General features: G+C 29.5%; 16 protein-coding genes. 2 read left to right on the top strand and 14 right to left on the bottom strand.

The features are described from left to right. Positions 1-275: 275 nt before the first annotated feature. The 8 genes from B5X81_RS25890 to B5X81_RS25855 all read right to left on the bottom strand — a co-directional run bounded on the left by B5X81_RS25890 (position 276) and on the right by B5X81_RS25855 (position 7,267). Positions 276-1,748 carry a sigma-54 interaction domain-containing protein gene (locus B5X81_RS25890; RefSeq protein WP_244282253.1) on the bottom strand — a complete coding sequence of 491 codons (1,473 nt, stop codon included), beginning with the start codon at positions 1,746-1,748 and terminating at the stop codon, positions 276-278. Positions 1,749-1,876: 128 nt separating this feature from the next. Then, positions 1,877-2,299 (bottom strand): sporulation protein YunB, encoded by a 423-nt coding sequence (yunB, locus tag B5X81_RS25885; RefSeq protein ID WP_079495915.1) that lies wholly within the window; start codon positions 2,297-2,299, stop codon positions 1,877-1,879. A gap of 27 nt (positions 2,300-2,326) precedes the next feature. Beyond that, positions 2,327-2,641: a hypothetical protein gene (locus B5X81_RS25880; protein WP_079495914.1), complete on the bottom strand. Its 315-nt coding sequence runs from the start codon at positions 2,639-2,641 to the stop codon at positions 2,327-2,329. 18 nt (positions 2,642-2,659) lie between these two features. After that, positions 2,660-3,349, bottom strand: coding sequence for a PLP-dependent aminotransferase family protein (locus tag B5X81_RS25875; protein WP_079495913.1), 690 nt, complete (start codon positions 3,347-3,349; stop codon positions 2,660-2,662). A gap of 18 nt (positions 3,350-3,367) precedes the next feature. Beyond that, positions 3,368-3,745 (bottom strand): zinc-binding dehydrogenase, encoded by a 378-nt coding sequence (locus B5X81_RS25870; RefSeq protein WP_079495912.1) that lies wholly within the window; start codon positions 3,743-3,745, stop codon positions 3,368-3,370. 478 nt (positions 3,746-4,223) lie between these two features. Beyond that, positions 4,224-5,432: a DUF819 family protein gene (locus B5X81_RS25865; RefSeq protein ID WP_079495911.1), complete on the bottom strand. Its 1,209-nt coding sequence runs from the start codon at positions 5,430-5,432 to the stop codon at positions 4,224-4,226. Positions 5,433-5,822: 390 nt separating this feature from the next. Next, positions 5,823-6,653, bottom strand: coding sequence for an undecaprenyl-diphosphatase UppP (gene uppP / locus B5X81_RS25860; RefSeq protein ID WP_079495910.1), 831 nt, complete (start codon positions 6,651-6,653; stop codon positions 5,823-5,825). A 383-nt stretch (positions 6,654-7,036) separates the two neighbouring features. Continuing rightward, a complete protein-coding gene (locus B5X81_RS25855) occupies positions 7,037-7,267 on the bottom strand; it encodes a hypothetical protein (protein WP_079495909.1) in 231 nt (76 codons plus the stop codon). Positions 7,268-7,520: 253 nt separating this feature from the next. Here B5X81_RS25855 and B5X81_RS25850 point away from each other — a divergent pair, with 253 nt between their 5' ends. Further along, positions 7,521-8,333, top strand: a complete 813-nt coding sequence (locus B5X81_RS25850; protein WP_139380477.1) for a CAP domain-containing protein — start codon at positions 7,521-7,523, stop codon at positions 8,331-8,333. A gap of 313 nt (positions 8,334-8,646) precedes the next feature. Beyond that, entirely contained in the window at positions 8,647-10,245 is a 1,599-nt protein-coding gene (locus B5X81_RS25845; protein ID WP_079495908.1) for a recombinase family protein, read from the top strand. Between the two features lie 14 nt (positions 10,246-10,259). Here B5X81_RS25845 and B5X81_RS25840 read toward each other — a convergent pair whose 3' ends face one another. From B5X81_RS25840 to B5X81_RS25815, 6 genes are all read right to left on the bottom strand, one after another. After that, on the bottom strand, positions 10,260-10,571 hold the full coding sequence (locus B5X81_RS25840) for a hypothetical protein (RefSeq protein ID WP_079495907.1): 312 nt from the start codon (positions 10,569-10,571) through the stop codon (positions 10,260-10,262). Between the two features lie 252 nt (positions 10,572-10,823). Then, the gene (locus tag B5X81_RS25835) at positions 10,824-11,891 is read right to left on the bottom strand and encodes a phosphodiester glycosidase family protein (protein WP_079495906.1); all 1,068 of its coding nucleotides are present in this window, start codon (positions 11,889-11,891) and stop codon (positions 10,824-10,826) included. Then, entirely contained in the window at positions 11,878-12,309 is a 432-nt protein-coding gene (locus B5X81_RS25830) for a coiled-coil domain-containing protein (protein ID WP_079495905.1), read from the bottom strand. Before B5X81_RS25830 ends, B5X81_RS25835 begins: the two co-directional genes overlap by 14 nt. A gap of 289 nt (positions 12,310-12,598) precedes the next feature. Next, positions 12,599-13,612 (bottom strand): hypothetical protein, encoded by a 1,014-nt coding sequence (locus B5X81_RS25825; protein WP_079495904.1) that lies wholly within the window; start codon positions 13,610-13,612, stop codon positions 12,599-12,601. Between the two features lie 220 nt (positions 13,613-13,832). Beyond that, positions 13,833-15,314, bottom strand: a complete 1,482-nt coding sequence (locus tag B5X81_RS25820; RefSeq protein ID WP_170917615.1) for a methyl-accepting chemotaxis protein — start codon at positions 15,312-15,314, stop codon at positions 13,833-13,835. A gap of 224 nt (positions 15,315-15,538) precedes the next feature. After that, positions 15,539-16,876, bottom strand: coding sequence for an aminotransferase-like domain-containing protein (locus tag B5X81_RS25815; RefSeq protein ID WP_244282251.1), 1,338 nt, complete (start codon positions 16,874-16,876; stop codon positions 15,539-15,541). Between the last annotated feature and the right edge of the window lie 104 nt (positions 16,877-16,980).

Here is a 16,980-nt window from a genome sequence, read left to right as displayed (position 1 = left end):
TTTAGTTGTATAATAGTTTCGCAAAACTCGTGCCACCTTTATAAACTGTGGAAATACCTGCTATTTAAAGCTTCATATAGACAGATTTTATGTAATCATCATAAATGAGGAGGATTTAATGGATTATTTAATTTTTTCTGTTCATAACTTTTACACTTATTTTCAGATTTTTCAAAATAATATATATTTTTCAAAATAAGTTCATTGATTTTTCAGTAACTATAATTAATCTAAAAGAATTATAACCTAACTCCTGTACTTTTTTGTTACAGTGTTTACTTTGTTAACATTTCTAACTTATATTTTTCAATTTTCCCATAGAGATTTGTTCGGCTAATTCCTAATTTCTTTGCTGTTTTGAATTTATTTCCATTGTGTTTCAGTAGTGTCCTCTCTATTGCAATTTTTTCTATTTCTTCAAATATATCTTTTAAAGTCCCCTCTAAATTTATTTCCATGACATCTGATACTATACCTGCATCTGTCCCAGCTTCCTTACGGATATAATAGGGGAAATGGTCTAAATCAATCATGGCTTCCTTTTCCACTAAATTAAATGCCCTTTCTATCAAATTAGCCATTTCCCTAATATTTCCAGGCCAACGATAATTGGTCAAAGCCTCTAAAGCTCCTTGAGATATCTCTGTTACATGACGTTTCATTTGACTGGAGAGCTTTTTCATCAAGTGTTTTATCAATAATGGGATATCCTCTCTTCGGTCCCTAAGAGGTGGTATATTAATGCTAATCACATTTAATCGGTAATACAAATCTTCCCTAAAAGTTTTTTTCCTAACCATATCTTCTAGATTACGATTGGTTGCTGCAATAATCCTAACATCGATTTTTTGACTCTTTATACTCCCTAACCGTTCAATTTCACGTTCTTGAATAACCCTCAGAATTTTAGCCTGCATATTCAGGGGCAAGTCTCCAATTTCGTCTAAAAAAATTGTACTGCGATTAGCTAACTCAAATTTACCAGGCTTGCCTCCTTTTTTTGCCCCAGTAAAAGCCCCCTGCTCATAACCAAATAGCTCCGACTCCAATAGTTCCGAGGGAATGGCACCACAATTCACCTTGATAAGGGGATATTCTGACCTGGAGCTTGCATTGTGGATGGCATGGGCAAATAATTCTTTACCAGTACCACTTTCCCCCAGCAACAATACATTGGATTTTGTCATAGCCACTTTTTTGGCTAAATCCTTTACTTCTCTTATTGCATCGCTTTTTCCTATAATATTTTCAAAAGTATAACTATTCCCCAAGGCCTTTTTCAATTCCTTCTTATAGAATTCCAACTGACTTTTCATATTCAAAATGTTTTCTACATAGACATCAAATTCAACTAAATCCTTAAAAATCACCGTTCCTACAGCACCCATCAACTTTCCATCCTCATAGATTGGAATTCTATCGGCAATCATCTTATTTCCTCTGATTTCCTGTATATCTCCAATCTCTTTTTTCTCAGTTTTTATAACTATGTGCATCCTGGTATTTTCAATAACCTGTGTAACATGCTTACCAATAGCTTTCTCCTGACTTATTCCAATAAAATCGCAGTATCTTTTATTCATCATAATAATATAACCTTCCGTGTCTACAACAACCATCCAATTATAAATATTGTTAAATATATTTTTATATAGATTAAATAGAAGTACTAGGTCCTCTCTATACTCTTCCAGCTTAATTTTCCTTATGTCGAGAAAATTCATATTTAAATAATTTCCTTTTTCCATGTTAATTTTCTCCACCTCCTATCGTTATCTTAGTAATTAAGATAACAAAAAGACAGCAAAAAATCTACAACAAAGTAAATTTTTTGCTGTCTTTAGTTTTATAATTTATCTACTTAGAATTTTATTTATTACTTATTACCGCTTCCATCAGGAACTACGTTCATAAACTCATCCTCAGGTACATTTATAAAACTGTCTGGAACTCTTCCTACTATAATAGTCTCTGCAATAGGAACCGTTGATTGTACATCAATTGGAGTTGAAGCAAAGGGAATAATTGTTTTAACCTGTGTATCTACAGTCAGATATATTTTATGTCTAGTTTGATTTATACCCGATTCTTGAAATTCTGTAAAAAAATCTACTTTAACCCTTCCTATCGGGGTAACCCTTATATTAATCTTAGGACCATATTGGGCTAATAATTGACTGCCAAATATATTTCCCATCGGCACCTTTATACTTGATGTTTCAGTTGATCTAATCTTAGTTTGTATTGTTAACGCCACTTCTGAAGCTAATTTATTCATCATTATTGTATTTGCTTGCATACTTATACTACTAAAAAACAAAATTTATTAAATCGAAACCTGTTTATTTTTATAAACATCTATGCTTTTATCCCCATAAAAATTTCCTATTACTATTGGTAAAAAACCCGATTCCTTAGCCTCATACTCTCCCATTTCCTTCGGATAAGTTACAATTTGAAAATCCTCTGTATATTTTTTTAATGTCTTTAAAGCCTTCACTGCCCTTAGGGGAGATCTTTTCACAGCTCCCAACTCAACAGCTCTTTTTAAAGTTTTTTCCCCATCAGTTCCCTTAAGCCCTACCGGGCCTCCCATTCCCGCTATTGGATTAACAATAAATCCTATTATTTTTTTCCCCATGGAGTCACCTCTTAGTAACTAAATTTTATTTCTTTTTTTATATCCCCTCCAGGTTACAATTAAATCCTTAGGGTCTGTTATTTCTTCAGTGGGTATAAACGAAATAGCAGCATTATGAGGTGCAGTTTTTACTAATTTTGGATTTTCATAGGCTTCCTGTGATATTCTTTTGAAAATAGCTGCATATTCGTCTATCTCTCTTTTTGAATAGCTTTCATTGGGCTCTGGAGTAAATGGTTCGTCTATAATCCAAGGATGATGACTTTGGAAATAGTTTTGCAATCCATAGTCATTAGCTCTTCTATTTATATCGTCGGTACCTACTCCTGTATCATTCTTAAGTTTTTCCCAGCTATAACGTACTTGTTCCATTCTATGTTTTCCCTTGGCCCAGGGAGCACTAATACCCCTAACTTCTGATAAAAACTTTTTCATTAGATAATTATTATTTAAAATTGATAATTCCGCTACTTCTTTAAGTCCCCTTTCTCCTATTGACATAAGCCATGAATAGGACCTTAATACAGCTGCAATTACTCCGTAAAACTTCCTTACCTTCCCTATACTATGTGGCCTATTATATTCTAGGTAATATTTATTGCCATCATATTTAATAATGGGAACTGGTAAATATTTTACTAATTCCTTTTTAATCTCTTCAACACTATTTGGCATATAAGGATAGACTATATTTTTTGAATTCTCCATAAATTTACCTCCTTCTATTCAGGGTTTTAAAATAACCTTTATTGCTTGTTTTTTATGGATTGCTTCTAATCCCTTATCTATATCCTTTAATTTAAACCTATGGGAAATCATAGGCTCAACCTTTACTTTTCCTTTGGAAACTAACTCTATAGATTTCTCATAATCCTCCCAGGTATAGCAAATACTTCCCTTTACATTTAATTCATGTCTCACTATTTTGCTTAAATCTGCAGTTACAGGTTCATGTAGTATCCCTATTAAAACTAATCTTCCATTTTTACGTAAACTATTAATGCAGATTTCAACTGTCCTTGGATTTCCTGTGGCTTCAAATACAACATCGGCCATTTCTCCATTTGTTATTTTATTTATTTCTTCAACTGTTTTCTTTAACAATCGCTAACACAATATTCCCTCCTGTAAAATATTGATTATCTCTATACCTCTCTAATATTCATAATTGCAAAAGTTATGCCAATAACCATAAACATTAAATTGTTTAATATAGAAGCATTTAAAATTAATCTTTGCACTACTCAAATCCAATATAATAAATAATATTTTGATTAATATATTTAGTGGCTTTATTATGATGTATAAATCAATCAAAATATATAAAGCGATTCATTATTGTATCGTAATATCTGACATTAACCTAGTGTGCTAGCAAATCAAATTTTTTGATTTTAAATATAACTTAGGGAGTTAGCACAACAAGTTAAATTAAGGCTATTATAAGTAAAGAACCTAAAATATTAAATTTTAAGGTTCTCTACTTATGATATTATTTAGTTTGAAAATTTTACTATATAAACCCTGTATCCTCTATATCAATTAGTTTTCAGAAAAAGTAATTATATAATCTTTTCAATTATCAAAAGGCATTTAAAAGATTTCCTATAATAGTACCATAATAATTTCCTATTATATATCCTAATGTTCCTACTAAAAGGGTAGGTATAACTAAATTGTTCCATCCCTTTGCAATGGCCATGGCTGCTGCAGTGGTTGGTCCCCCAATATTAGCGTTGGATGCTAATATTATCTCCTCTAGGTTAAACTTCAATAGCTTTCCAAACACGAGGCTTACTACCATATTAAAGACAACAATAATTGTACAATAAACTAAAAGCAAAGGTGATTTTTGTATAATTAATACTATAGAAGCAGGGACACCTATAACTGTGAAAAATATGTATATTAGAAAGGTACCAATTTCCTGTGCTCCAGCAATATTACCAAAAAATTTTGGTAAATAAGTTGCTAATAACATAGTTATTGTAGTCATAATTAGATACTTATTTCCCAATAATCCATTTAATAAATTCATTAAGATATTACCTGTTGGGATTAAAATAGCAAAACTATCGGCAATCTTAGTTGAAATGGCAACTATAATAAAGGCTGTAGATACTGCAAAAGCAATATCCTTAAGAGATATTGGTTTTGCTTTCCAATATGAAGCAGATTCAGTTGTACCATCTTTACTTAATTTTTCATTTTCATCTATAATTGGATGTGTAAAATGTCTATATAGAAATCCAATACTAGGCATTGCTATTAATACAAAGAAATATAAAGCCATCAGCAGATTATCTGCAACAACAGAGGCTGAAACAAGTTCTCCTGTAGCTTCAAATGCATCTGACATTGCAACAAGGTTTACACTTCCTCCAGTATAAGTACCCGTCATCATACCTGCAACCTTATATAAATTCGGTATATAATTCTTTAACAGCAAAAACCCAATAACAGCTCCTGCTATGGTACCTAAACCACTGATTAAATATATAATTAGAAGCCTTCCGCTTTCCTTTTTAATTTTCTTAACATTCGCATTATATAATAATAAGGGAATAGCCAGTGGAACTACATAGCTCCAAACATTATCATATACTGGTGAATTTATAGGTATAATTCTTAAATTAGATAAAATCATTGCCCCTATAAGGGCAAGTACACATCCAGTGACCTTAGAAGCCCATTTATAATTTTGCTCAAGCCATATACTTAATGCAGCAATTCCAGTCAAAATTGCCCATAAAAACCAAGTACTATCGGAACTTATTAAACTTGTATTCATAAAAATTTCCCCTTCCAATTATTAAATCGTCTCTTTAAAAATATTAACTAGGGCACCCTTTTTTTATTAATTCATAAATAAAGCAAAAACTATTCCAAAAACATTATTATTTTTTTAAAAATTTAAATTTTATATAAAAAATATTAAACAGTATATATGTTAATATTACTTATTTTAGAGTTTATCTATAATAAATAGTTTTTTAGATTTAAAGCTAAAAAAAATACAGTGAAACAATCTTTAGATATTTTAAAGATAAACAACTCTAAAGTATTATAAATTTCCCATAAAAACATAAAAGCGTTCATTATTTTATGAAAAATTTATTAAACCTTAAAGTTGTTTCTATTTAATGTAACATTAAATAGAAATAGTATACAATGCCTTATATCATTCCATTAATGTAATCAAAACTATAATAGTTCCTATAATCCAGGTATAGTATGAAAAATAATAAAGCTTTTCTCTTTTTATAAAACTTATAAGACTTTTGATCGCCAAAAGGCCAGCAAAAAAAGCCGACAAAACCCCAGCCAATATAATGCCAAGGGAAAAATCTCCAAGCCCTACCGCCATAACATCTTTTACTTGAAAAACCGTTGCTCCAAGAATAGCTGGAATAGAAATTAAAAAGGAAAACTTAGTGGCCAACTCCTTATTAAAACCCAAGAGTAGAGATCCGACAATAGTTGAACCAGATCTTGAAATTCCCGGGGTGATGGCTAAGCCTTGAAAAGTTCCAACTACGGCGGCATCCCACCATTTCATCTGATTGACAGACTTTTGTCCCCTATGCATTCTTTCTGCCAACCAAAGGAGGATTCCTGTAATTATTAAAGCTAAACCCACTACCAGTTGAGATGTGAAAAAGCTGGCAAATATGTCTTTAAAAAAGACCCCCATTACTCCTGTAGGAATAGAAGACACTATTATGAAAATTCCCAACTTTCGATATTGATTATTTAGCTTAAATCCCCTGCCTGTAATAAATTCTCCAAAAAGCTTAAAAAACTCCACTACAATTTTGAAAATATCATAAAAGTATATGAAAAACACCGAAATCAAAGTTCCAAAGTGAAGCATAACAGTTAAAAACACAACTTTATCCTCGGGAACATTAAGAAGACTCTGGGTAATGGCTAAGTGACCTGAACTACTGACTGGAAGAAACTCTGTTAATCCTTGGACTATGCCAAGAATAATTGCTTTGACTATATTCAATAATACACCTCCTTTAAAAATATATTAACCGATTTTGATTATATCACATTCTGTAAAAAATATAACAATTAATCACTATAGTAATTTTATATTTCTAAAAATTATTATGTTTAAATATAAGCTCATCAAATCCAGATAATTCTATTGAAATACTTTAATGAACTAAACTCCTAATTATTGTTTAAAATTTGCATATATTGTCAATACTAATATTGTAAATGAAATGCCTAGTATCATTGCAAAACTCCTTTTATTTTGTGGGGCTCTATGCCCCCTTGATTTTGTTAAATTAATCTTTAAGATATCTACTGCCTAATATTCAATTATTCCTTCATATTTTCATATCTAAAAATAACTGCTATTATTAATTTTCAATATAATTTCTATCTATTTTTATATACTCCTTTATCATAAGTTTTCGATTCATCAATACATAAATAATTCAGAATTTCTTCCTTTAGTTTCCCCTGATTTATCATTTCAACTACTTTTTTTGAAACTATCTCTGCGTAAATATCGCTAAACTTTTCTCTATACCTTTGTTGTATCTCTGGCTCCAAATCTTTGAACTGAACATCTGAATCTCCAATGAATAATCTAATATTTACTTTCATATCACCACCTCAATTAATCTTATGAAAATCCTAGTTTGTACTATTACACATTGAGGTACAGCCCCTTTGTTGAATATGAAAAAAAGTATATATAATGTTCAAGGGAAAACACTTTAGCCTATTTATCAGTATATTTACCTAATAATTCATTAAGTGTTCTCTGTAAAATCCAAAATTAAGATTTTTTTACATATATTGTTCCTTTTTTTATTTTTAATATTATTATACAATGATGCATAAGGGAGGTTTAAATATGAAAAAGAAATTATTAGCTTCAGCATTGTCAGCAACTCTTTTAATATCTGCTTTCTCACCTATTGCAGCAAGTGCTCTTTCAAAAACTTACTATTCCTACAACAGTAGCTATTCTGGTTCGATAAAATATAATGCTGTATGTTATAACAAATCAAATAATGGAACTACTATAACATATAAATACAGCATTCCTCAGATAAATACTTATGGCTATGATACTAATAACACTTCAACAAATAGCTGGAAAAATATATCATTTAATCCATATGATTATTTTTCTCAAGAATCAAAGGTACCTTCACAGGACAATTCAAATAAAACAACAGATGTAAATAATAATCAAAATAATGAAAAACCAGTAACTAATGATAAGGAAAGTAGCCAAACTGAAAATACTAATAATAACGTAAGCGATTCAATTAGACAATTTGAAACTGAGGTTGTTAGATTAGTTAATGTTGAAAGAGCAAAAGCAGGATTAAGTGCACTTAAAGAAAACACTGAATTATCAAAAGTGGCAAGAACAAAGTCACAGGATATGAGGGACAAAGGATATTTTTCTCATACTTCACCAACATATGGTTCTCCATTTGATATGATGAAACAATTTGGAATTGATTATATGGCGGCAGGTGAGAATATAGCGAAAGGTCAAAAAACTCCTGAGGCAGTTGTTAATGCTTGGATGAACTCAGATGGTCATAGAAGGAATATATTGAGCACAAACTTTACTGAAATAGGTGTAGGATATACGGTAGATAGTAATGGAACTGCTTACTGGACACAAATGTTTATAAAACCCAGATCTTAAATTATAAGACGTCTATTGACGTTATCAGATTAGTGAAAACCCCACGATTTTTTCATCGTGGGGTTTTGCTATTAAATTCTGGAAATATTCTTACTTGTCATTTTCTAGCATCAGAATTAATAATAAATTTTTGTCATCTCATTTTTATACCTATAATTCATAAAAATTCTTTCCTATTACTTCAACTTAATAAAATGAGAAACTTGCATAATTAACATTATTAATTTTAGAATACAATTTTCAAATATAACCTTTCATTTTTCTTCATTCAAAATCATATAATTAGATTAATAAACATCAAAAAGGTGATAATATGAAAGCAGCAGTATATTCTAGAAAGTCAAGATTTACCGGTAGAGGAGAATCTACAAAAAATCAAATACAGCTTTGTATGGATTATGCCCAGAAGCATTTTAATATAGATGACTACATAGTCTATGAAGACGAAGGATTTTCTGGAGGATGTATAGATAGGCCCCAGTATAAAAAAATGATAAAGGATGCCCAAAATAAAAAGTTTGATATTTTAATCTGCTATAGATTGGATAGAATAAGCAGAAATATTTCAGACTTCTCAGACATAATTGAAATTCTAGGAAATAATAGCATAGGTTTTGTATCTATTAAAGAACAATTTGACACTTCCACCCCCATGGGGCGAGCTATGATGTATATTGCTTCTGTTTTTGCCCAGCTTGAACGAGAAACCATTGCAGAAAGAATAAGGGATAATATGCATCAGCTTGCCAGATCAGGAAGGTGGCTTGGAGGAAATACCCCTACAGGATATGAAAGCGAATCTATAGTTTATACAGATTCTAATATGAAAGAAAAAAAAATGTATAAACTTAAATCTGTCAAAAAAGATCTAGATATAGTCAAAATATTATTTGATAAGTATTTAGAATTCCAATCCCTACAAAAAGTTGAAACCTACTGCCTTCAAAACAATTTAAAAACTAAGAACGATAATGATTTTCACAAAAATACTATCCGTATGATTCTTACTAATCCTGTATATGCCAAAGCAGATATTGACTTATATAATTATTTTGCTTCTATTGGCTCTGAAATTTCTTCAGATAAAGAAAAGTTCAATGGCAGATATGGTTGTACTGCTTATAATAAAAGAATCCTTAAAAACAATAGATTTATTAAAGAAAATGATATTTCCAACTGGATAATTTCAGTTGGAAAACATAAGGGAATTGTTTCAGGTAAGGAATGGGTAAGGGTGCAGCAACTCTTTAGTAAGAACAGACATAAATTTCCCGGCAAAGGACAATCACGAAAGGGTACCTCCCATAGAGTCTTACTATCTGGACTTTTGTACTGCAAAGATTGTGGTTCATTTATGCGTGTGGCCTACGGTCCTAAAATTAAAAATACAAATTATTATTATAATTATTATGAGTGTAACCTCAGATTCAATTCAAAGCGCAAAAGATGTGCTAATAAACGTCTCAATGCTGCAAAAGTCGATTCCCAAGTAGTTGACACCATCAAAACAAAGTTAATGCCTGCTCTATTAAAAAACATTGGAGATATGAAAAAAAATATAAAAAATAAAAACCTCCAAAACCAAAAAATAAATAATAAAATTATGGAAAATAGAAATGCCATAGATAATCTTGTTAGAAGGCTTTCTACTACCAATGACGAGATAGCAGATTATATTCTAAAAGAAATACATAAGCTTCATAAAGAAAATAAAAAACTAGAAACAAAAACTCCCCAAAACAATACAGACCTAGAAGAATTCAATATTGCTATATTACATCATTCAGCTATTCAGTTGCAAGAAAAAATAAATACTGCTGATTTTGAAGAAAAAAGAAATCTTATTCATTCTATTGTAAGTAAAGTTGAATGGGATGGAGAAAATTTAGACATAAGATTATTTGAATATTAATCCTTTAGAAATTTTTAGTAGTATAGTATGCAAGCATTTGCCTGCATAAAAGTTATATTACCTTCTTCATCTGTTCTTATAAAGTATAAATCCTGATATCTTATATCATCGGTAATTTTATCCCGTATAGATTCATTTACAGCATTAGAAGCTATTTCCTTAGCCTTAATTTCTGCTATAGTTAAAACCGTCGGTTTAATTTTTTTATCTACTAATATAAAACCATATATCACAATAAGAAGGGCAAATACAATAAATATATATGTATAAGCAAAATATCTTTTCTTTTTATTAGTGCGCCCTTTATATTTTTTTCGGGTAAACATAAAAACACCCCCTTATTTCTATAATATGATATAAAAAGGTGTTTTAGTTCTAATTATAGATAAACAATACTAATATTTAAAATATACTAAACCTTAAAATCCTCTATAGGGAGTTTATCCTTTTTCTTTAATTTAAATAAAAATTGGTTTATAGACAAAGATACAAAGGGTTCTCAGTTGCCACTGGAGTTAGTTAAATTTCTTTTAATCACATATCTATATCTTTACTTTTATATCTCTATTTAACCTCTTTTAAGGATAAATCAATATACTATTTACAACAGGTCTTTCCTTTCCATCTGAAGGTCTATTTAAAACCTGGCCATTGTAGTAAAATGTGCTTGAACCTCCTCCATCAAGATTATAAGCGTCCTTTACTCCAAGCTCCAATAATTTGTCCTGAACTCTTTCTAAGCTAACCCCTACACTCCATTCTCCTTGCCGGCCATCTATAACTATCATAATCAAATCATTATTTGCATATCTGCCAAGTATTGTACGAGGATGCTTCGTTTCCTTCCAAGCCTTTGGAAGTACAAGTTTTTTCCCATCTTTTAAAAGCATTGGTACAAAACTTACCCCTTGATATGGTTCTAGCTTGAAAATATCTTCAGCAGATTTCGGTACAGTCCCTATAACTTGTCCTTTTTTATTAATCCCAGCAAAAAAGAAATTTTCCGCATCCTGGTAAAAGGGCTCTAAAAGCTTACCATTTATTACTGTATTTGCAGTCATTTTTATAAATCTTTCACCATTTTTTTCAGTTGAAAAAAATCCCCCACCATTTATTCCAAGCATAGCACCTTTTCTCTTCGCCATACTAGATACAGTTTCTGATTTTCCAAGTCTATCTTTTGCTAATGTTACTTTAAAAACTGATGGGTCAAAGAGTTTCACCTTTGCAATATATCCTCTATACCCCAGCTCTTTTAGCTGAAAAACCTTTATTTCAACTTTATCACTAATATGGGCCTTTACAGCCGGTCCAAGCATTTTTAATATCTTTTTTTCATAAATATCATCGGAAAACTTTTTTTGTTTATCGCTAATATTAGAAAGCTCAGTAATTTTATTTTCCTGTTTATTAAAGGTTTCCCGTTGAAATACAGCCACTTCGTGAAAATTACTAATTTGATTTTTTAATCCCACAATGGCTTTATGAAAACTTTCATTTTCCTTATGTAGATCCTTAATATCTTCTTGAATAATATTCCTTGGAATACTCATGGCATTAGACGTCTGGGCAAAATCTACGGTCACTAAAAATATAGCCACAAAAGGAGCTAGCAGAAAAAAAATAAATGCATTAATTCTTAACATTTGGTGCCTCCTCAAGAATCTTAAGACTTTCCTTTAACTTTTCTAATCTATCATCTAAATTTTTAAGTTTTTTATCAATATCTTCCTGAATATTATTTGAATCCGATAAAGTTGAATCTGCGTCTCTAACCTCTTCTTTTAAATCCTTTATTTCATTACTAAGTCTTTTAATATCAGAGTTAATTATTTTAACTTCTTCCTTTAACTGTTCTACCAACATTATATTATTCTGATTAACACTACTTATAGATTTATCAACATATTCCTTTGCATACATATATCCATAATATACAATTCCGCCCCAAAGGCCTATACTAATTATAAGTAGAAACATATTTCTCAGTATTTTATTCTCTTTTCTTTTTTTTCTTTTAATTTTTCCCGATTGATAACTTTTTGAATTAATACTATCTGACATAAAATCTTCCTTTACTTTTTAAATTTCTATTTTCTGATGTGAAAGCCATAAAAATTTTAAACTCTATTTATCACAACATTATTATAGCATAATATTTATTACTTTCTATAAATAAAAGAGCTTATTTGAAAGTTATATCTCAATTAATCATTATATTATACACCATCTGAATGTCAACAGTTTTGAATCATATTACAAAAATTGTCATAATCAAAAATGGAAAAAAGGCCAATCTTTCTTTAATTAATTGGCCTTAAAACTTTTATAATACTATTTTTTAGTCTTCCTATTATTCTCCTAAATAAAGCTCATCAATTTTATTCTCCGTCTCCTTGCGAAGTTTATCGGAAACTTCAAAAATCGCATTCATATTATCTTGGCTTCCTAACGGTCCATTTTTACTTTCAATAAATTCTGTTATCCCCTTAACCGCTTCAACAGTCACAGGATGGGAATCATCTGAGAGTATATTCTTATAAACTTCCTTAAGTTCATCTATAACTTGGAATTTCTGATCAAGGGTTCCATCAAATATATTTGGATTGACAAGTTTCCAAATACATTCCATATAACGCATCTTAATTTCATCTATAAAAACAGAATCAGGATATTTTTTTAAAAACTCTTCATATTTAAAGGTTCTATCCTTTAGTTTACTTACCTCAACTGCAAGATATTCTTCTACAAGGGTAGGTTCATCTATCTCATTTGCCATAATATTAAAATATTCAGCAGTCATATCGCCTACACTTGCACCATAATTCTGTTTCATGATTTTATAATCAATTATAGGATAAAAAGTTGCTTCAGCAGTAATTAATCCATAGCCTTTATCAAATATTTCCTTTATATGTGATGAAATTTCTTCATTCTCCATATTATCTACAAGTAAATATTTATTTTCCCCAGCAAATACGTAATTTTCTCCAAATTCTTCTTTCATATTTTCATAGACTTTCATAACTTCATCATAAATTTTTCTACTGTCTTCATTATAGAAATACTTACTTTCTTCAATTAGATTTTCGTTTTGCTTATCGATCAGATAATGTACCATCTTATCGGCGATTTCCTTATCAGCATTTTTAATATTGCTGTCAACAAAATCTTTAATTTCTTCAATTTCCCCTTCATTACTTACTAATTTTTCAAATTCTTCCCCTACATTAATTTTTTCTTCACTTTGTATTTCAGTTTCAGTATTTTCTTCTGTAGAGCTCAAATTCTCTTGATCAGCTTGACATGCTGTAAGCACTAAAGCCAAAGAAGTTATAAGGATCATTTTCTTTAAATGCTTTTTCATATAAATTACCTCCATTAATTTAATATATCTAACATATTATACAGCATTTTATTATAAAAATAGTTACAATTTTATTACTAACTCAATACAAACTTGTTACTACTTATAATTTCAATATAATATAATTAAAAACAGCAATAAGCAGATAAAAAAATATATCTATATCTATTATAATAGATATAGATATAGAACATTAAAACTTAATATAAGTATCGCTTATCTATATATTAGTTTTATTTATTAATTCTTTTATTTTATCACTCAGTTCATTTAACTGTTCAAAACTATTTAATAAATCTTTTATGTTCCTATTTTGCTCTTCAACGCTAGCTGTTACTTGCTGTACTACTGCTGAAGTTTCTTCTACTTCATCAGATATTAAATTTACAGAATTTGCTATCTTGTTCGATCTTTCTCTTATTTTTTTATTCATACTATCTATTATATCCCCTTGATCTACAACAGAATTTATATTTTTATTAATATTTTTAAAAGTTTCAGCAACATTATTTGTAATATCTCTACTTGTATCAAAACCCTGTTGAGCAAAGTTTGCCCTTTCTGATGCTTTTTCAGCCTTCTGTTTTACTTCATCTAAAATTTTAGAAATTTCTGCTGTGGATTCACTAGAAGTTTCAGCTAATTTCCTGATCTCCTCTGCAACAACAGAAAATCCTCTGCCAGATTCTCCTGCCCTTGCTGCTTCTATAGCTGCGTTAAGGGCTAATAAGTTAGTTTGCTCAGCTATGGCATTTATTGTATTTAAAATAGCCTCTATTTGTTGTGATTGAATGTTAAGATCATTTATTATACTGACTGTATCATTGATATCAATATTTACTTTACTAATTTGATTTTGAAGTAATTTAACCTCTGAATCCCCCTTTGAAATAGTCTCAAAGGTAGTATCTGCTTCTTTCTTCATTTTAGAAGTTCCATCTGTAACTATTTGAACCTGAGAATAATTTAACTCAATGGTATCATTTATATCTATAACGCTCTGGGCTTGAGAATCAATACTTGCTGCTACACCTGAAAAAGCCGTTGTAATCTCACTTGATATATTCTTTATTGCAACTAAACTTTTATTGAAGCCAGCACTAAAATTATTTAAAACATTGGCAGTATCCTTTATTTGATTAAGCATTTCCTCAATCTTTGATTTATCTGTTTGGGCCTTATTCTGTCCTTCTTCTAATTGCCTTCTCAGCTTGATTCCTATTGTACTTTGGGATATTAGCACCCCAGTTATTAATATCATAAATAAGTTTAAAGAAACAATTGCCTTTGTTTCTAATACAGAAAATATTGAACTCGAATGTGTAAAATAAAAATAATTTGTTAAAAATAAATTTATACATCCAGTGATAATAATGGGCTTTGGATCATGGTAAAGGGTAACAATAGCTAAAGTATAATAAACAATAAAATATGTACCAATGGATGAACCACTTCTAATCAATAGATATGCCAATACTGATGATCCAAACACTACAAAATATCTTATATGTTTTTGAAATTTCCGTGTATAAGTAAAAAAAGTTACTAATCCACATACAAAGGTTCCAACACTTGCCAGTGTAATTATAACTATTTTAGGTTGTTTACTAACTATATCAACCACTAGTCCCATAATTAACGAAAACCATAGAAGTTTAGCCAATAGCTTGTTCCTTTTGAAAATTACTTGTTCTACATCCATGAAATATACCTCCATTTACTAAATTTTTTACAGTTATATTTGAAATAAATTTTTCGACATCGATTATTTCTATTCGACATCTTTAACGTAAATCCTTCCTTTATTTTCTAATCAATAAATGAAAAACTTGATAATTAAGATTATTAATTTAAAAATTCTTTACATGTATTATGCAATTTCCTCAATATTTAATCTTATTCTTTTTAATAAAAACAAATAGGATTTTAGAAGAAATTCATCTGATTAATTTCTCCTATTAGAATTCTTATTCCTATTTTAATTTCCTTAAATGTTAGTTTAGATATACACAGCCTTAAACTATTTTCACTACAATGGTTATCAATAAAAAATTTTTTTGCTGGTTCTATATAAATATTCTTTTCTTCCAACCTTTTAACTAACATATTAATATTAATTCTTTCAGGCAATCTTATCCATAAAAAAAAGCCCGTTTCAGGAACAAAAAATTCTAATTCACTTGTATCTACATTTCTTAAACTTTCCTTTAAGCAATTCATCTTTTTTTTGTATTCCAACCTTACCTTTCTAGCATGATTATTATACATCCCACTATTAATAAAGATTTCTAAAGCCCCTTGTGACAGCACAGATGTACTTAAATCATAATATCTTTTGTGTCTTAAAAATTCATCTTTCAACTTATTATGCAGTACTAGTGCCCCTATCCTTATTCCTGGCATAAATGCTTTAGAAAAGCTTTTCACATAAATAGTCTTGTCAAATATATCATAATAGAAGATAGGTAAATTTTTCTTGTTTATATCAATATCTCCTAAATAGTCATCTTCTACAATATAAACATCATATTTCTCAGCTAACTCAAGGATTTTCTTTTTGTCTTTTTCTGAATAGTTTGTGCCTAAAGGATTATGAAATCTTGGAATTGTATAAAAAAACTTAATATCTTCCTTCATAAAAATTCTTTCTAGCTCATTAAAATCTATTCCTTTATAATCTCTATCTATTCCAACCAGCCTATCTCCATTAATTTTTACTAAATCATGTATTAAACTATAGGTAGGTTGTTCAACTAAAATATTTCTTTTCCCATTTGGAAAAGGCATTTTTGATAATATACTTAATGCCTGTTGTGAACCAGTTGTAATAAAGATTCTTTCTTTTGTTGTAAATATTTGATGCTCAATAAAATGATCTACTAATACTTTTCTTAAAGACTCTAGACCTTGGGTATCGCTATAGGAAAATAAATTGCCTTTATATAATTCTACAGCTCTATTTATACAATGAGTAAATTCTCTATATGGTAATAATTTAGGATCGGGCATAACTTGTGAAAAATTAATATATTGATACTTACTTTCATCTGACTGGTTTTTTCCTACAAGGTAATAGCCGCTCTTTGGAATAGAATATATCTTATGATTCATTTCAAGCTCCTTATAGGCTCTTATCACAGTAGATTTGTTACACTTAAAACTATTAGCCATCTCTCGTATTGAAGGAAGTCTTTTACCTTGCTGCAATTGATTTATTTTAACCAATTTTTCAATATGCTCTATTATTAGTTCATATTTTTTCATAATACCACTCCCCATTATTTTTCCAATCTATCTATACCGGTACAACACATTTTTTTTGATGTTGTACTGTATAATTTCTTTAAATATAATTTTATTATAAATGA

The sequence above is a fragment of the Maledivibacter halophilus genome, from assembly GCF_900167445.1.
Taxonomy (GTDB): domain Bacteria; phylum Bacillota; class Clostridia; order Peptostreptococcales; family Caminicellaceae; genus Maledivibacter; species Maledivibacter halophilus.
The sequence above is the reverse complement of the archived record's forward strand: the minus strand, read 5'-3'. Positions and strand labels throughout refer to the sequence as shown.